General features: G+C 60.7%; 11 protein-coding genes. 8 read left to right on the forward strand and 3 right to left on the reverse strand.

Annotation, left to right across the window (positions count from 1 at the left end):
- The first annotated feature begins 64 nt into the window (after positions 1–64).
- The gene (gene rarD, locus NTD89_RS20545) at positions 65–949 is read left to right on the forward strand and encodes an EamA family transporter RarD (RefSeq protein ID WP_145157495.1); all 885 of its coding nucleotides are present in this window, start codon (positions 65–67) and stop codon (positions 947–949) included.
- Between the two features lie 222 nt (positions 950–1,171).
- On the opposite strand, the gene NTD89_RS20550 is transcribed toward rarD, so the two are convergent.
- A complete protein-coding gene (locus NTD89_RS20550; protein WP_145157496.1) occupies positions 1,172–1,684 on the reverse strand; it encodes a glycine cleavage system protein R in 513 nt (170 codons plus the stop codon).
- Positions 1,685–2,072: 388 nt separating this feature from the next.
- Between NTD89_RS20550 and NTD89_RS20555 the strand changes: the two genes are divergently transcribed.
- A complete protein-coding gene (locus NTD89_RS20555) occupies positions 2,073–4,250 on the forward strand; it encodes a malate synthase G (RefSeq protein WP_106575559.1) in 2,178 nt (725 codons plus the stop codon).
- Positions 4,251–4,311: 61 nt separating this feature from the next.
- On the opposite strand, the gene NTD89_RS20560 is transcribed toward NTD89_RS20555, so the two are convergent.
- Positions 4,312–4,680: a hypothetical protein gene (locus NTD89_RS20560; protein ID WP_242200702.1), complete on the reverse strand. Its 369-nt coding sequence runs from the start codon at positions 4,678–4,680 to the stop codon at positions 4,312–4,314.
- A gap of 131 nt (positions 4,681–4,811) precedes the next feature.
- Positions 4,812–5,258, reverse strand: a complete 447-nt coding sequence (locus NTD89_RS20565; RefSeq protein ID WP_145157501.1) for a response regulator — start codon at positions 5,256–5,258, stop codon at positions 4,812–4,814.
- 246 nt (positions 5,259–5,504) lie between these two features.
- On the opposite strand from NTD89_RS20565, the gene NTD89_RS20570 reads away from it, so the two are divergent.
- From NTD89_RS20570 to NTD89_RS20595, 6 genes are all read left to right on the forward strand, one after another.
- On the forward strand, positions 5,505–7,439 hold the full coding sequence (locus NTD89_RS20570) for a putative nucleotidyltransferase substrate binding domain-containing protein (protein WP_242200700.1): 1,935 nt from the start codon (positions 5,505–5,507) through the stop codon (positions 7,437–7,439).
- On the forward strand, positions 7,436–8,143 hold the full coding sequence (locus tag NTD89_RS20575) for a PolC-type DNA polymerase III (RefSeq protein ID WP_262209368.1): 708 nt from the start codon (positions 7,436–7,438) through the stop codon (positions 8,141–8,143). Before NTD89_RS20570 ends, NTD89_RS20575 begins: the two co-directional genes overlap by 4 nt.
- 100 nt (positions 8,144–8,243) lie before the next feature.
- The gene (locus tag NTD89_RS20580; RefSeq protein ID WP_124418608.1) at positions 8,244–8,762 is read left to right on the forward strand and encodes an RNA polymerase sigma factor; all 519 of its coding nucleotides are present in this window, start codon (positions 8,244–8,246) and stop codon (positions 8,760–8,762) included.
- On the forward strand, positions 8,759–9,754 hold the full coding sequence (locus NTD89_RS20585) for a FecR domain-containing protein (protein WP_262209370.1): 996 nt from the start codon (positions 8,759–8,761) through the stop codon (positions 9,752–9,754). The genes NTD89_RS20580 and NTD89_RS20585 overlap by 4 nt, the downstream gene beginning before the upstream one ends.
- Positions 9,755–9,894: 140 nt before the next feature.
- On the forward strand, positions 9,895–12,720 hold the full coding sequence (locus NTD89_RS20590; RefSeq protein WP_262209372.1) for an acyltransferase domain-containing protein: 2,826 nt from the start codon (positions 9,895–9,897) through the stop codon (positions 12,718–12,720).
- 146 nt (positions 12,721–12,866) lie between these two features.
- Entirely contained in the window at positions 12,867–15,296 is a 2,430-nt protein-coding gene (locus NTD89_RS20595; protein WP_262209373.1) for a TonB-dependent siderophore receptor, read from the forward strand.
- Positions 15,297–15,299: the final 3 nt, after the last annotated feature.

Here is a 15,299-nt window from a genome sequence, read left to right on the forward strand (position 1 = left end):
CCCATCGCCTGGCAAAAATCCTTACAATTGCGCCTTTGTCAGCTGCCTATGCAAGGATTCTGCAATGCAACCCGCCAACCCCCGCAAGGGTTACATCCTGGGCCTGAGCGCCTATGTCATCTGGGGCCTGTTCCCGATCTATTTCAAAGCCATCGCCAGCGTTCCCGCCGCCGAAATCATCGTGCACCGCGTGCTGTGGTCGGCGCTGTTTGGCGGTTTGCTGTTGATGGTGTGGAAACACCCGGGCTGGTTTCGTGAACTGCGCGATAACCCCAAGCGCCTGGCGATTCTGGCACTGAGCGGTGCGTTGATTGCCGCCAACTGGCTGACGTATGTGTGGTCGGTCAACAGCGGGCGCATGCTCGAAGCGAGCCTGGGTTATTACATCAACCCGCTGGTGAATGTGCTGCTGGGCATGCTGATTCTCGGCGAACGCCTGCGGCGCTTGCAGTGGATGGCCGTCGGGCTGGCGGCGGTGGGTGTGGCGCAGCAGGTATGGCAGGTGGGCAGTTTGCCGTGGGTGTCGCTGGTGCTGGCGCTGACCTTTGGCTTTTACGGGCTGATCCGCAAGCAGGCGCCCGTCAAGGCGCTACCGGGGTTGGTGGTGGAAACCTGGATGCTGGTGCCGATCGCTGTCGCCTGGCTGCTGTTCAACCCGTCGGCGCACAGCGCACAGCTTGAATTTTGGGGCACTTCCGAAGCCTGGTGGCTGGTGGCGGCCGGCCCGGTCACGCTGATCCCGCTGGTGTGTTTCAACGCTGCTGCGCGGCATTTGCCCTACACCGCCCTGGGTTTTTTGCAGTATGTGGCGCCCACCCTGGTGCTGTTGGAAGCGGTGTTCCTGTTCGGCGAACACTTGGCCACCAGCACGCTGATCGCGTTCGCGTTTATCTGGGCCGGCCTGGTGGTCTACAGCCTGGACGCCTGGCTGACCCTCCGCAAACGCTGATCAAATAACGTACAAACCTCTGCAAGCCACAGCGGGCCTGGCTTGCAGACATCCACCCCAAGGTTATCCACAACCTGATCCCCGCCATTTGTGCACAAGCCCTTGAAACTGCTCGTTTTTTGCTCAACTCGAGAAGAAGCCCGGCCGGCGTGGCCTGGCGCCGGGTCTCTACAGGTTATCCACAGGCCCATGCAAGATTTCCATGCATAACCCTGTGGGCCGTTATTCTTCGTGGTGCAACTCCACCATCAAGTCATCCGCCAGGGTTTCCAGGGACAGTTGCAAGGTATCCAGGGATAACGCTGTCGGCACCTGCAGCAATGCCTCGGCGGTAAACAACGGATCACCGCTCATGGGCGCCGGGCGCACATCCGTGCTCAGGCTTTCAAGGTTCACCCCCTGCTTGCTCAACAGCGCCGTGATCTCGCGCACGATGCCCGAACGGTCGTTGCCCACCAGCGTCATCAGGATCGCCTTGGACGCCGCGGTCTGCCCTGAACTGCCCTCACCCACCAGCACGCGAATGCCGTGTGTGGATAAGTCCTCCAGCGCGTTCACCAAACCCTGACGACTTTCGGCGGGAACACTGACCCGCAGGATCCCGGCAAACTGCCCGGCCATGTGCGCCATTCGGCTCTCCAGCCAGTTGCCATCGTGGGCGGCAATATTCTGCGCAATGCGTTCAACCAGGCCGGGTTTGTCGGCGGCAATAATAGTGAGTACAAGATGGTCCATGGCGAAGCCCTCTGAATTCAATCTACAAGGTGGACGCAGGCGCCCTCGAAAACAAATCGTGTACCATTTTTATATTTATCTGGAACAATCTGATAGTTTTTTGAGAACATCCAATACCCCACTGTGACCGCACGACCAAAGTGGGTCGCTAAACGACGTATTTAGTCAAATTTTCACAACCGCAACTCATCATGTAGTATGCAAAACCGCGCACTACATAACGTTAGGTCGATGTCTGCCAAGGCACCAACGTATCGCGACAACCCGCCAGCCCAGCCGCCTTAACGGCATGTACTGGGGGATCGGGTTCGTGGTTTAAATGGCCAGAGGCTTCATTGGTAAATTGAAAAGCTGAAAAGCGCATAAGCTCCGCAGAGTGAGGCAAGCAATGACTGAACACGTTCAAGTCGGTGGCCTGCAGGTCGCCAAAGTCCTGTTCGACTTCGTGAACAACGAAGCCATTCCCGGTACCGGCATCACTGCCGACCAGTTCTGGGCCGGCGCCGACAAGGTCATTCACGACCTGGCACCGAAGAACAAAGCCCTACTCGCCAAACGCGACGATTTCCAGGCGCGGATCGATACCTGGCACCAGACCCACGCCGGCCAGGCCCACGACCCGGTGGCCTACAAAGCCTTCCTGCAAGACATCGGATACCTGCTGCCAGAAGCCGCAGACTTCCAGGCCTCGACCCAAAACGTCGATGACGAAATCGCCCGCATGGCCGGCCCTCAGCTGGTTGTGCCGGTGATGAACGCCCGTTTCGCCCTCAACGCATCCAACGCGCGTTGGGGCTCGCTGTATGACGCGCTGTATGGGACCGACGCCATCAGCGAAGCCGACGGCGCCGAGAAGGGTAAGGGCTACAACAAAGTGCGCGGCGACAAGGTGATTGCCTTCGCCCGTGCTTTCCTCGACGAAGCCGCGCCGCTCAGCGCCGGCAGCCATGTCGATTCCACCGGCTACAAGATCGCTGATGGCAAGCTCATCGTCAGCCTCAAAGGCGGCAGCAACAGCGGCCTGCGCGACGATGCGCAACTGATCGGTTTCCAGGGGCCGGCGGACCAGCCGATCGCCATTTTGCTGAAACACAACGGCTTGCATTTCGAGATCCAGATCGACGCCAGCACGCCTGTCGGCCAGACCGATGCGGCCGGCGTCAAAGACGTGCTGATGGAAGCCGCGCTGACCACCATCATGGACTGCGAAGACTCCGTCGCCGCCGTCGATGCCGATGACAAAGTGGTGATCTACCGCAACTGGCTCGGCCTGATGAAGGGCGACCTGGCCGAAGAAGTGGCCAAGGGCGGTAAAACCTTCACCCGTACCATGAACCCCGACCGCGTCTACACCGGCGTGGATGGCCAGGACGTGACCTTGCACGGCCGTTCGCTGCTGTTCGTGCGCAACGTTGGCCACTTGATGACCATCGACGCGATCCTCGACAAAGACGGCAACGAAGTACCGGAAGGCATTCTCGACGGTCTGCTCACCAGCCTGGCGGCAATCCACAGCCTCAACGGCACCAGCAGCCGCAAGAACAGCCGCACCGGCTCCGTGTACATCGTTAAACCGAAAATGCATGGCCCGGAAGAAGCTGCGTTCACCAACGAGCTGTTTGGCCGTATCGAAGACGTGCTGAACCTGCCGCGCAACACGCTCAAAGTCGGGATCATGGACGAGGAGCGCCGCACCACGGTCAACCTCAAGGCCTGCATCAAGGCTGCCAGCGAGCGTGTGGTGTTTATCAACACCGGCTTCCTCGACCGCACCGGCGACGAAATCCACACCTCCATGGAGGCCGGCGCGATGGTGCGCAAGGCGGCCATGAAGGCCGAGAAATGGATCGGCGCCTACGAGAACTGGAACGTCGATATCGGCCTGAGCACCGGCCTGCAAGGGCGTGCGCAGATCGGCAAAGGCATGTGGGCGATGCCCGACCTGATGGCGGCGATGCTTGAACAGAAAATCGCTCACCCACTGGCCGGCGCCAACACCGCTTGGGTACCTTCGCCCACGGCGGCTGCACTGCACGCGCTGCATTACCACAAGGTTGATGTGTTCGCGCGTCAGGCCGAACTGGCCAAACGCGAGCGCGCGTCGGTGGACGATATCCTGACCATTCCTCTGGCCAGCAACACCGATTGGTCCGACGAAGAAATCCGCAACGAGCTGGACAACAATGCCCAAGGCATCCTTGGTTATGTCGTGCGCTGGATCGATCAAGGCGTCGGCTGCTCGAAAGTGCCAGACATCAATGACGTCGGCCTGATGGAAGACCGCGCCACCCTGCGCATCTCCAGCCAGCACATCGCCAACTGGCTGCGCCATGGCATCGTCAACGAAGCCCAAGTGATGGAAAGCCTCAAGCGCATGGCGCCGGTGGTAGACCGTCAAAATGCGGGGGATGCGCTGTATCGCCCCTTGGCGCCGGATTTCGACAGCAACATCGCGTTCCAGGCAGCGGTGGAGTTGGTGATTGAAGGGACCAAGCAACCCAATGGTTACACCGAGCCGGTGTTGCACCGTCGGCGCCGTGAGTTCAAAGCCAAAATGGGTGTGTAACTAGCGAATGGAGACGTCCCTGATCAAAAGATCAGGGACTGATCCTGCAAGAGCAATCAAGTCACGGATAGAGGTAGTTCAACTCAGCCGTCCCCTTGATCTCCAGGTCGCGCCTTCCATCGTTAAACTTCCCACTGAACGAATACTTTAAGTTGTCGGTTGAGTTGGCGGACGTCACTTCGACCGTTCCGGCAACAGGCAGAAGCATATCGCCCATGCTGCATCCGAATCTGGAATCAGCCTCTTCGAACTTGTACGTCGTGGTGCCATCCTCGATGGCGGGAACAAATGACATCGAGACTGAAGTACGGGTCGCAGAATCTGTACTTTGAAAGTGATTACTGTCACCCGAAACGCTCGTGGAGCTGGTGGTGCGTAAAAGCTTACCGTTGTGGAAAATGTCCGCTTTAATCTTGCCAGCGATTTTCATGACTGACTCCTGGTGGTGAGTGAAGGGGGCGACCATTCCCGACCGCCGCGCACTCATCCAGTAAACAGCCCCACCTATTGCTTGCCTACTGTCAGAATTGACAGTGCTTATCTGATACCGACCAGTGGAAGTTACTGCGCCATTCCCAACTCGCGCTTGACCATCTTCGCCAACTTCACGCTGTCGATAGGCTTGAGCAAAAAGTCCACCACACTCAAGTGCATTGCATCGATGACATCCGGCGCTTCAGCGTCCCCGGACATGATGATGATCGGTAGCGCCGCCCGAGGAGAGCTGCGCACTTGGCGAATCAATTCCAGGCCATTGCTCGGCGCCATGCGCAGGTCGGTAATCAGCAAACCGATGGAGCTGCTGGAGCTCAACAAGTCCCACGCCGCCTCTCCACTGTCGGCGGTCATGCAGCGAATGCCGTCCAGGCCCAGAATCTCCGCCAGCAATTCGCGTGCATCTTTGTCGTCGTCGACGATCAACACACGTTGTGGCGGTAAATCAGGCTCCAGCATCACAGCGCTCAGTGCCTCGCGCTCTGCATCACTCAAAATATCGTGGTCGGGCATACGTTTCTCAGCAGTTTTCATCAATCTCCCAGCACACTCGTCAGACATCTGCGGAAGGGCGAACAATGTGCACTTCGTCGGAAAGTTTGACTAGTGGGCGTTCTACGGGGTTTGCACGGTAGCCATGTAAGGTTTTTCCCTAGTCGCCAATGATTTGACCGCTACCTAGACTTACGTCCAATGGGCACCCAGGGCACGGGGGCCGACCATAAAGGACGATAACGACAAGAAACTGCGGTCACTGTTATGAGTAAAGCTGATGCTTTCACGCAGGCGGGAAAAACCGCCGTGTTGCAGAACATCCACGGCACCCTGCAATTCCTGCAACGCTTTCCCCCGTTCAACCAGATGGAAAGCGCACACCTGGCGTATCTGGTCGAACAGTGCCAACTGCGCTTCTACGGCCAAGGCGACAGCATCCTCAAGCCGTCGGGCGGGCCGGTGGAGCACTTTTTCATCGTCAAGCAAGGCCGCGTGGTCGGCGAGCGCCCGCTGCTCAATCAAGAGGCGACGCAAACCACCTTCGAAATCACCACCGGCGAGTGTTTCCCCCTCGCTGCGCTGCTGGGCGAACGCGCGACCCGCACCGAGCACAAGGCCGCCGAAGACACCTTCTGCCTGCAACTGAACAAGCCGGCCTTTATAAAGCTGTTCGCGCTTTCGAGCCCGTTTCGCGACTTCGCCCTGCGCGGCGTCAGCAGCCTGCTGGACCAAGTGAACCAGCAGGTGCAGCAAAAAGCCGTGGAAACCCTCGGCACTCAATATTCGTTAAACACGCGTCTGGGCGAATTGGCCATGCGCCATCCGGTCACTTGCAGCCCGAGCACGCCGCTGCGCGAGGCGGTCACACTGATGCATGAGCAGCAAGTGGGCAGCATCGTGATCGTCGACGCACACAAGGCGCCTCTGGGGATTTTCACCTTGCGCGACCTGCGTCAGGTAGTGGCCGATGGCATCAGTGACTTCAATCAGGTCATCGAATGCCATATGACCCAGGCGCCGTTCTATTTGAGCCCGGACCACAGCGCCTTCGACGCCGCGATTGCCATGACCGAACGGCACATCGCCCATGTGTGCCTGGTCAAAGACCAGCGCCTGTGTGGCGTGGTCTCCGAGCGCGACCTGTTTTCCCTGCAGCGGGTGGACCTGGTGCACCTGGCGCGCACCATCCGCAATGCACCACGCGTGGAAAACCTGGTGGCGATTCGCGGTGAGATCGGCCAATTGGTCGAACGCATGCTCGCCCATGGCGCGTCGTCCACCCAGATCACCCACATTATTACGCTGCTCAACGATCACACCGTGTGCCGAGTGATCGAACTGACCCTGGCCGACAAGGGCGACCCCGGCGTGCCGTTCAGTTGGTTGTGTTTTGGCAGCGAGGGCCGCCGCGAGCAGACGCTGTATACCGACCAGGACAACGGCATCCTGTTCGACGCCAAGGATGCCGCCGAAGCCGCCGAGATTCGCGGCCGCTTGTTGCCCTTGGCACAGCAGATCAACCAGAGCCTGGCGTTGTGCGGCTTCAGCCTGTGCAAGGGCAACATCATGGCCGGTAACCCTGAACTTTGCCTGTCGCGGGCCGAATGGGCGCGGCGCTTCGGGGCGTTTATCCGTGAGGCCACGCCAGAGAACCTGCTGGGGTCGAGCATCTATTTCGATTTGCGCGTGGTGTGGGGCGATGAACAGGGCTGCGAGCAACTGCGCCAGGGCATTCTCGATCAAGTCGCGGACAACCGGCTGTTCCAACGCATGCTGGCCGAAAACGCCTTGCGTCAGCGCCCGCCGGTGGGGCGTTTCCGCGACTTTGTGCTGACGCGCAAAGGCGGCGAAAAGGCCACCCTCGACCTCAAGGTGCAGGGCCTTACGCCCTTTGTCGATGGCGCGCGCCTGCTGGCCCTGGCCAACGGCATCCACGCCAACAACACCCTGGAGCGGCTGCGCCAGTTGGTGGACAAAGAAGTCATCGAGCGATTGGACGGCGCCGCGTACGAAGAGGCCTACCACTTCATCCAGCAAACCCGCATGCAGCAGCACCAACTGCAAACCCGCGAGAACCAGCCGTATTCCAACCGCGTCGACCCCGACAGCCTCAACCACCTGGACCGGCGCATCCTGCGTGAATCCCTGCGTCAGGCGCAGCGCCTGCAAAGCAGCCTGACCTTTCGGTACCAACTGTGAGTTTGTTCAGCTGGTTGCGTGCGAAAAAGCCCGGGCTCGACGCGACTCAGCAGAGGCGCCTGGCGCAGCTGCCCGCACCTGCCGTGCTGGGGGATGGCGCCTTGCGCAACCAGCGCTGGGTAGTGGTCGACCTGGAAACCAGCGGCCTGAACCTCAACCGCGACCACGTGCTGTCCATTGGCGCGGTGGTGATTGAGGACGGTGCGGTGGATTTTTCGCAAATGTTCGAGCGCACCTTGCACCGTGCCGAAACGAAGCTCAGCCCCAGCGTGCTGATTCACGGCCTGGGGCCCAGCGCCATTGCCGCCGGCACCGACCCGGTCGAAGCGCTGCTGGACTTTATGGCGTTTGTTGGCGACAGCCCGCTGCTGGCGTTCCATGCCCCTTTCGATCAACACATGCTGAGCCGCGCGCTCAAGGACAGCCTGGGCTATCGCCTGGCGCACCCGTTCCTCGACGTCGCCGACATCGCCCCGCTGCTGTGCCCCGACGCGAATATCCGTGAAGCCGGGCTGGACGACTGGATCAACCACTTCATGCTGCAGGTCGGTGAGCGCCATCACGCCAGCGCCGACGCCCTGGCCACGGCAGAGTTGATGCTCATCCTGTTGAGCCGTGCGCGTGCGCAGCACATCGACTCCCCGCAGGCGCTTCAAACGCGCGTGAGCCAATGGAAACGGCGCAAACAAGCGCCATCGTTTTAATAGCACCGCCCGACAGACGCCAATTGCGCGCGTTCCTTGCCTCTGACACAATCGCGAATAATTCTCGTTAGTTTAAACCCCTTGTTTATTCGGTGATGCCTTGTCGTCGGTCCAGACCCCACACACTGAGCTTGTTGGCGCGTTGTATCGCGACCATCGTGGCTGGCTGTTGGCGTGGCTGCGGCGCAACGTGGCCTGCCCGAGCCGCGCCGAAGACCTGAGCCAGGACACGTTCATGCGCCTGCTGGGCCGTGACGAGTTGCGCGAACCCCGTGAGCCACGGGCGTTTCTGGTGGCTATCGCCAAGGGGCTGCTGTTCGACTACTTCCGGCGCGCGGCCCTGGAACAGGCCTACCTCACTGAACTGATGCTGATCCCGGAAAGCGAACACCCGTCGCCGGAAGAGCAGCAACTGATCCTCGAAGACCTCAAGGCCATCGACCGCTTGCTCGGCAAACTGTCGAGCAAGGCCCGCGCCGCCTTCCTCTATAACCGCCTCGACGGCCTGGGCCACGCCGACATTGCGCAGCGTCTTGGCGTGTCGGTGCCCCGCGTGCGCCAGTACCTGGCCCAAGGCATTCGCCAGTGTTACATCGCACTGTATGGCGAGCCGCTGTGAGCGTGGTCAGCGCCAAGCCGGTCTCGGCGCGCGTGTTGGATGCCGCGATTGCGTGGCAACTGTCGCTGGACTCAGGTGACGGCAGCTTCGTTGCACAGGAAGAATTCGCCAAATGGCTGGCCAGCGATGAAGAACATGCGCGCGCCTGGCGCCAGCTGGGCATGCTCGACCAGCGCTTCAGCGTGGCCTCAGGGCCCGCGCGCGCGGCGCTGCTGCAGTCGCGCGAAGGCATTCGCCAGCGCGTGCGCAAGCTTGGACGCGGCGTGGCAAGCATCGCGCTGCTCTGCGCCCTGGCCTTGTTTGCCGGTGAGCGTTACGTGCCGATCCATTATTGGCTGGCCGACCAACGCACCGCCACGGGCGAGCAACGCACGCTGAAACTGGCGGACGGCACGCTGATCAACCTCAATACCCACACGGCCATCGACGTGCGTTTCGACGAAAAACGCCGGCTGATCGTGTTGCAGGAAGGCGAAATTCTGGTCGAAACCGGCCACAACGATGCACGCCCGTTTTATGTACAAACCCGCGATGGCAGCCTGCGAGCGCTGGGGACGCGGTTTATCGTCAAGCGCGAAGACCACGCCACACGCCTGAGCGTGCTGCAGTCCGCCGTGGCTGCCCAGCCCCAGGAGCTGCACAAGGAACAGATCTTCAAAGAAGGCCAGCAAGTGCTGATGCGCAGCGACAGCCTCGACCCTGCGCGTGCCGTCTCTGCCGCCGCCGACGCCTGGACGCGCGGCATGCTGGTGGTCGACAACGCCCGCCTGGGCGATGTGGTCGAGGAACTCAGCCGCTACCGCAGCGGCTATCTGGGTGTGGATAAAACTGTGGCCGATCTGCGCATCACCGGCAGCTTCCCGCTGCACGACACGACGCTGGCGCTGAACGCGCTGCTGCCGACGCTGCCGGTACAGATCGAGCAGCACACACCGTGGTGGACCCAGGTGGTCGCAAGGCCGGCGCAAGGCGGTTCGGTTAGCAATAATTGAATCGAACCTATCTCGAAACGTTACAAAAAACTGTCATTTCTCACAGGTACGTCGCCCTTTTTTTTGCCATCCAATGAGCCTTCGTTTTTTCCAGCACCCTGCTGGTGAAGCGATCCTGTTCGGCTAACGAGGATGGACCCATGTCAACCCAACTCAACATCTACAGTCAGAACTATGTCTTCGCCTTTCCTGGCCAAGGGAGCGATCCGTGCGGCGCTCTGGCAGAGCTGTATCAGCATGTGCCCGAAACCAGGGACCGAATTGACACGATTCTGGCAATCATCGAAACCGAGGCGGCGGCGCACGAACCTGATCCCCATCCGGGGTTGATCACCCAGGTTCTGTTGACCCGCGATCACGCCCTGCCGCTGCCTTCGGGTGTGGCGCAACTGGCGCTGTATGGCGCTGCGGTGGTGCTTAACCAGTTGCTGCAGGCAACGGGCATTGTTCCCTCCCTGATTGTTGCGCAAAGCTTCGGCGAAATTGCTGCCCGGGTGTGTGGTGGCGTGCTCGACATTGCCCAGGGTGCCCGCGCGGTATGCGCCCTCAACGCCGCCTACCGCAGCGAGGAGGGGCGAGGCAGCATGTTGCTGGTCAACCTTTCAGCGCAGGACACGCAAGCGCTGCTGGACCGCTACCCCGAGTCGAATCTGGTGCTGGGCTCCGTCAACGCGCCAGCCCAATGCATCATCAGCGGCGAGACCGCAGACCTGGAGCACCTGCTTGCTCACCACGATGACAGCGCGCCCCCCTTGCGCCCGGTCTCGATCGCTTACGCGTCGCACTATCCGCCTCACACGGAAGTCGCCCGGCGACTTCACGAAAACCTGCAGCCGCTGGCACCCAAACCCTTCAAAACACCGATCTACTCAACCGTGCTGGGGCGTCGCTACGAACCCGAGGACGATTTGCATCACATGTTTACCCTGGGCGTCACGCAACCCACCAACCTGCCCCACACGTTGGCGCAACTGCCGACGGACAAACACACTGTGTTTATCGACCTTGGGGTGAACAGCGGCCTGTCGGTGTGCATACGCAAAAGCCTGCACCCTGCACAGACCTACGCGCCGCTGGCGCAACCTATCGAAACCCTGCGCCATTTGCTGGTCAATGCGCCCGAAGCACACAAGGCCGTGGTTGCCTTGCGCCAGCTGGCCAACGGGCCAGTCGATGCCGAAGTTCACGCGCAGATGGCGAAGATTTTCAGCGACCCCGAACTCCATCCTCGCGCCAACCAGAGTTTTCATGAGGGTCATCGGCACACCTACCAACGCCTGCAGCACCTGATGCGCCAGCTGCCCGACGGTATCCATGGCTTTGCGCAGCCGCAGTTGTTGATGGCCGAGGCCACCCACGCGGCGCTCAATGATCCCTCGCTGTTCATGGGCTGCGTGATTCAGCAGGGGTTGTGTATCGGTACGCTGCTGGCGTTCGAGCAGGATCACCCGAGCGCCACCCAGTGGCGACGCAAGCTGGAGGCCGGTGAGAGTCTGGGGGTTTACGCGCTGACCGAGATAGGTCGCAGCAACTCCCACATGGGCGCGTGTGTCGAGGCCGTATTCGACGCCGACACGCGCACCTTCATGCTCAACACACCGAACAAGGCCGCGCTTAAATTTGCCAACGTCGGGATCAGCAACCTGGACAAGCTGGGCGTGGTGTTTGCCCAAGTGATCGTTCAGGGCCAGCCCTGTGGCGTATTCGCGTTCATGCTGCCATTGAGTGACACCAACGGCCCGCGCCCGGGAGTTTCCATGTCGTCACCGGCGGAAATTCGCGCAGTGCCGCTGGATTACGGCCTGGCGAGTTTTGACAACGTGCGCCTGCCCTTCGACGCGTGGCTGCGCGATGGCGCTTCGATCGACGCGTCCAATCAGTTCCACGACCCGCTGGGCAGTACGGACCGTCGCCTGATTCGCTCACTGTTTGCGCCCAAGAATGTGTGGGCGATGGTCGGCGTCGGCTTGAGTTCGGTGATGCTTGCCTGTTCAACCCTGGCCCTGACCCATGCCAACCGACGCACGACCCAGGCGCGGATCGGCAACGGCACCGGCCTGTTGGCTTTTCGTACCCAACGCCGCGCGCTGTTCGGTTGCCTGGCCACGGCATATGTCATGAAGTGCTTTGCCAACGACTCCGCCCGCCTGTGGATTAAAGGCACGGCCAGTCAGGCGTCACTGCACACCACCGGCACAGGCGACGTGACGTGGACACCGTGGGCCGCCATCAGCCAAACCCTGGCGCTGACCAAGGCGCTGTGTGCACCCGCCGCCGAGGCGCTGGCGACAGAGTGTCGGTTGCGCTGCGGGGTAGCCGGTGCGCTCAACCTCAATCGCTTCGCCGACTACGAAGGCATGGCCAAAATCTACCAGGACGCCGGTGGCAATAACCGCATGATCCTGCTGGACGCCGCCAAGGTACTGATCGGCCAACCCTTGAGTGAACCCACACCGCCCAACCCCCAGGCGGGGCTGGATGACACCGAATACTGGCAAGCCATGGCTCACACCCTGGAGTACCGTTTGCTCAAGCAGGTGGCCGACCATGTTGCCCGGCACCGTGGCGAGGGAGAGGACGACATGCAGGTCTGGAACGCGCAGTTGATGGTCGTTGCCCGCGCAGGAGAGGCCTACGCCCAGCGCCTTGCCATCCAAAGCGCAATCCGCGCCGGCAGCTTGCTGCCCCGAGGGTTGGCCAAGGAACTGGGCAACGCGCTGTGCGGCCTCTACGTGTTGGACTACCTGAACAAGCATGCTGCCTGGTTCATCAGCGAGGGCCTTATGGACATCGCCCGCTACCGCGCCCTTGAGGCACGGATTGATTCGCTGAGCGACTTGCTGGCCACACAGGTTGACGTGTTGATCGAGGCCTTCGGTCATGGCGCAGCCACACGCGCGGCAATCACCCAGACCGATCACTACCCCGACGCCCTGGCCGACAAACTGCAGTGGGCGGTCGGCTGAAAAACCCAGGCACCCTGAGCCTTGAGGGCCATGCCGTACGAACAGTTGCGCACATTCGCAGATTTATTTTCGCTTGGCCCTATCACTTTTTGATTCTCGTCCGGCACCTAGGCAATTGAGAAATGTTTCCATTCAGGAGCCGCCCTATGTCCCGCACGCTAGACACCTTGTTGCGCCCCAGCCTGTTAGCCGTGGCCATTGCCCTCAGCGCCCCGCTGGCGAGCACCACGCTGATCGCCGCCGAACAGGCTTCCAGCGTGCGCGCCTACAACCTGCCGGCTGCGCCGTTGGCCAGCACGCTCAACCAGATCGCCAGCCAGGCCGGCCTTGCGCTGACCCTCAACCCAGCATTGGCGTCGGGCAAGACCTCAGCACCGGTCAAAGGCCAGTTCGATGCGCAGGGCGCGCTGCGAGAGGCGTTGCGTGGCACCGGGCTGCAACTGGAGCAAAGCAGCGCGGGCACGTTTACGCTGGTGGCGATTCCGGAAGGCGTTGTGGCGTTGGCTGAGACCAGCATCATTGCTCAAGGCAACACTGAAAGTGCATGGGGCCCGGTGACTGGCTACCTGGCGACGCGCACTGCGGCCGGCACCAAGACCGACACCGCACTGGTTGAAGCACCACGCTCGATCTCTGTTGCGACCCGCGAGCAGATGCAGGACCGCAACGTCCAGAACCTCGATGATGCCGTCAAATACATGCCTGGCATCGTATCGTCCAGCTACGGCAGCGACACCCGTTACGACTGGATGCGCGTGCGCGGATTCGAACCGACGCAATTCCTCGACGGCCTGCCATTGCCGCGCGGCGTGTACGCCAACCCAAAAGCCGAAACCTGGAACCTTGACCGTCTCGCTCTGCTGCGTGGCCCCGCCTCGTCGATCTATGGCCAGACACCACCGGGCGGCCTGCTGGACATGGTCAGCCGCCGTCCCAGCGAGGAATCGAGCCATGCTATCCAGTTGCAATACGGCAGTGACAACTACCGCCAGATCAACTTCGACAGCACCGGCAAAATCGATGATGAAGGCCAGTTCCTGTACGGCGTCAGCGGCGTGGTACGCGATGCCGGCACCCAGGTCGATCACATCGACAACAAGCGCTACAACATCGCGCCGAGCCTGACCTGGAATATTGATACCGACACCAAACTGACCCTGCTCTCGCAGTTCACCCGCGACGATACCGGCACCACCAGCCAGTTCATGCCGATCCAGGGCACCAAGATCAAATCGCCGCTGGGCGACGTTTCCCACCACAAGAACCTCGGCGATCCGGACTACGAGTTCTACGACCGTACCTACTACGCACTGGGCTATGCGTTCGAGCACCGTTTCAACGACACCTGGCAGTTCAAGCAGAACCTGCGTTACACCAAGTCGGAGCTGGATTTCCAGCAACTGACCGTGGGTTCCTTTGCCTACTCCCCGGCCGATGCGGCGGGCAATATCAGCCGGTCGACCACCAACGTTGACGAAAGCATCGGCCAGTTGGCGCTCGACAACAACTTCCAGGCTGACTTCGCAACGGGCGACATTACCCACACGCTGCTACTGGGCCTGGATCACCAGCGTACCGATACCTCTTACCGCGCGATATACGGTACAGCGTCGGGTATCAACATCTTCAACCCGATCAACACCCAGCCGACGCTGCGCCCGACGGATGTCCGACCGTTTTACGACTACAACCAGAAAACCGTGCAAACCGGCCTCTACGTGCAGGACCAGATGGCTCTGGACAAGTGGCGCCTGACCCTGGGCGGGCGTGAAGACTGGGTGCATCAAGGCACCACCTACTTCAACGACAACGATGCGACCAACACCGACCGCATCAAACACTTCAGTGGCAACGCGGCGCTGAGCTATGTGTTCGATTCGGGTTTCGTACCGTACCTGTCTTACGCCGAGTCGTTCCAGCCGGCGAGCAACGCAGATACCAATGCGCTCAAGACGTTCAAACCGACCGAAGGCAAACAGTGGGAAATGGGGGTGAAGTACCAGCCGCCCGGCTCCAACACGTTGCTGAGCGCGGCGGTCTATGACCTGACCCAGAAGAACGTGCAGGTGACCACCCTCGGCTCAGGCGGCCAGCAAATCAACAGCCAGACCGGCGAAGTGAAGGTCAAGGGCCTGGAACTTGAAGCCGTGTCTGACGTGAACGAGAACCTCAAGGTCATCGCCGCCTACACCCTGGCAAAATCCGAGGTGCAAAAAGGCATCTACAAAGGCAACCGCCTGACATTGATGCCAAACCAGCAAGCCTCGCTGTGGACTGACTACACCTGGCACAGCGGCGTACTTGACGGTTTCGGTATCGGTTTTGGTGCCCGCTACACTGGCAACACCTATGGCGACCAGGCAAATACCTGGTTAGGCAAGGCCAACGCCTACACCGTGTTCGATGGTTCGGTGCATTACGATCTGGGCCGTCTGGATAACAGCCTGAAAGGCGCATCGGTTAAATTGAACGCCACCAACCTGTTCAACAAAGACTACCTTTCCACCTGCGACGGCAACTACTGCTACTTCGGTGACCAGCGCAGCGTAGTCGCCAGCGCTACCTACCAGTGGTAATTG

It is taken from the genome of Pseudomonas sp. 14P_5.3_Bac1 (genome assembly GCF_025466135.1).
GTDB lineage: Bacteria > Pseudomonadota > Gammaproteobacteria > Pseudomonadales > Pseudomonadaceae > Aquipseudomonas.

Coding starts and splice junctions, on each gene's coding strand:
- rarD (WP_145157495.1), top strand. CDS start 65: ATGCAACCCGCCAACCCCCGCAAGGGTTACATCCTGGGCCTGAGCGCC.
- NTD89_RS20550 (WP_145157496.1), bottom strand. CDS start 1,684: ATGGACCATCTTGTACTCACTATTATTGCCGCCGACAAACCCGGCCTG.
- NTD89_RS20555 (WP_106575559.1), top strand. CDS start 2,073: ATGACTGAACACGTTCAAGTCGGTGGCCTGCAGGTCGCCAAAGTCCTG.
- NTD89_RS20560 (WP_242200702.1), bottom strand. CDS start 4,680: ATGAAAATCGCTGGCAAGATTAAAGCGGACATTTTCCACAACGGTAAG.
- NTD89_RS20565 (WP_145157501.1), bottom strand. CDS start 5,258: ATGCCCGACCACGATATTTTGAGTGATGCAGAGCGCGAGGCACTGAGC.
- NTD89_RS20570 (WP_242200700.1), top strand. CDS start 5,505: ATGAGTAAAGCTGATGCTTTCACGCAGGCGGGAAAAACCGCCGTGTTG.
- NTD89_RS20590 (WP_262209372.1), top strand. CDS start 9,895: ATGTCAACCCAACTCAACATCTACAGTCAGAACTATGTCTTCGCCTTT.
- NTD89_RS20595 (WP_262209373.1), top strand. CDS start 12,867: ATGTCCCGCACGCTAGACACCTTGTTGCGCCCCAGCCTGTTAGCCGTG.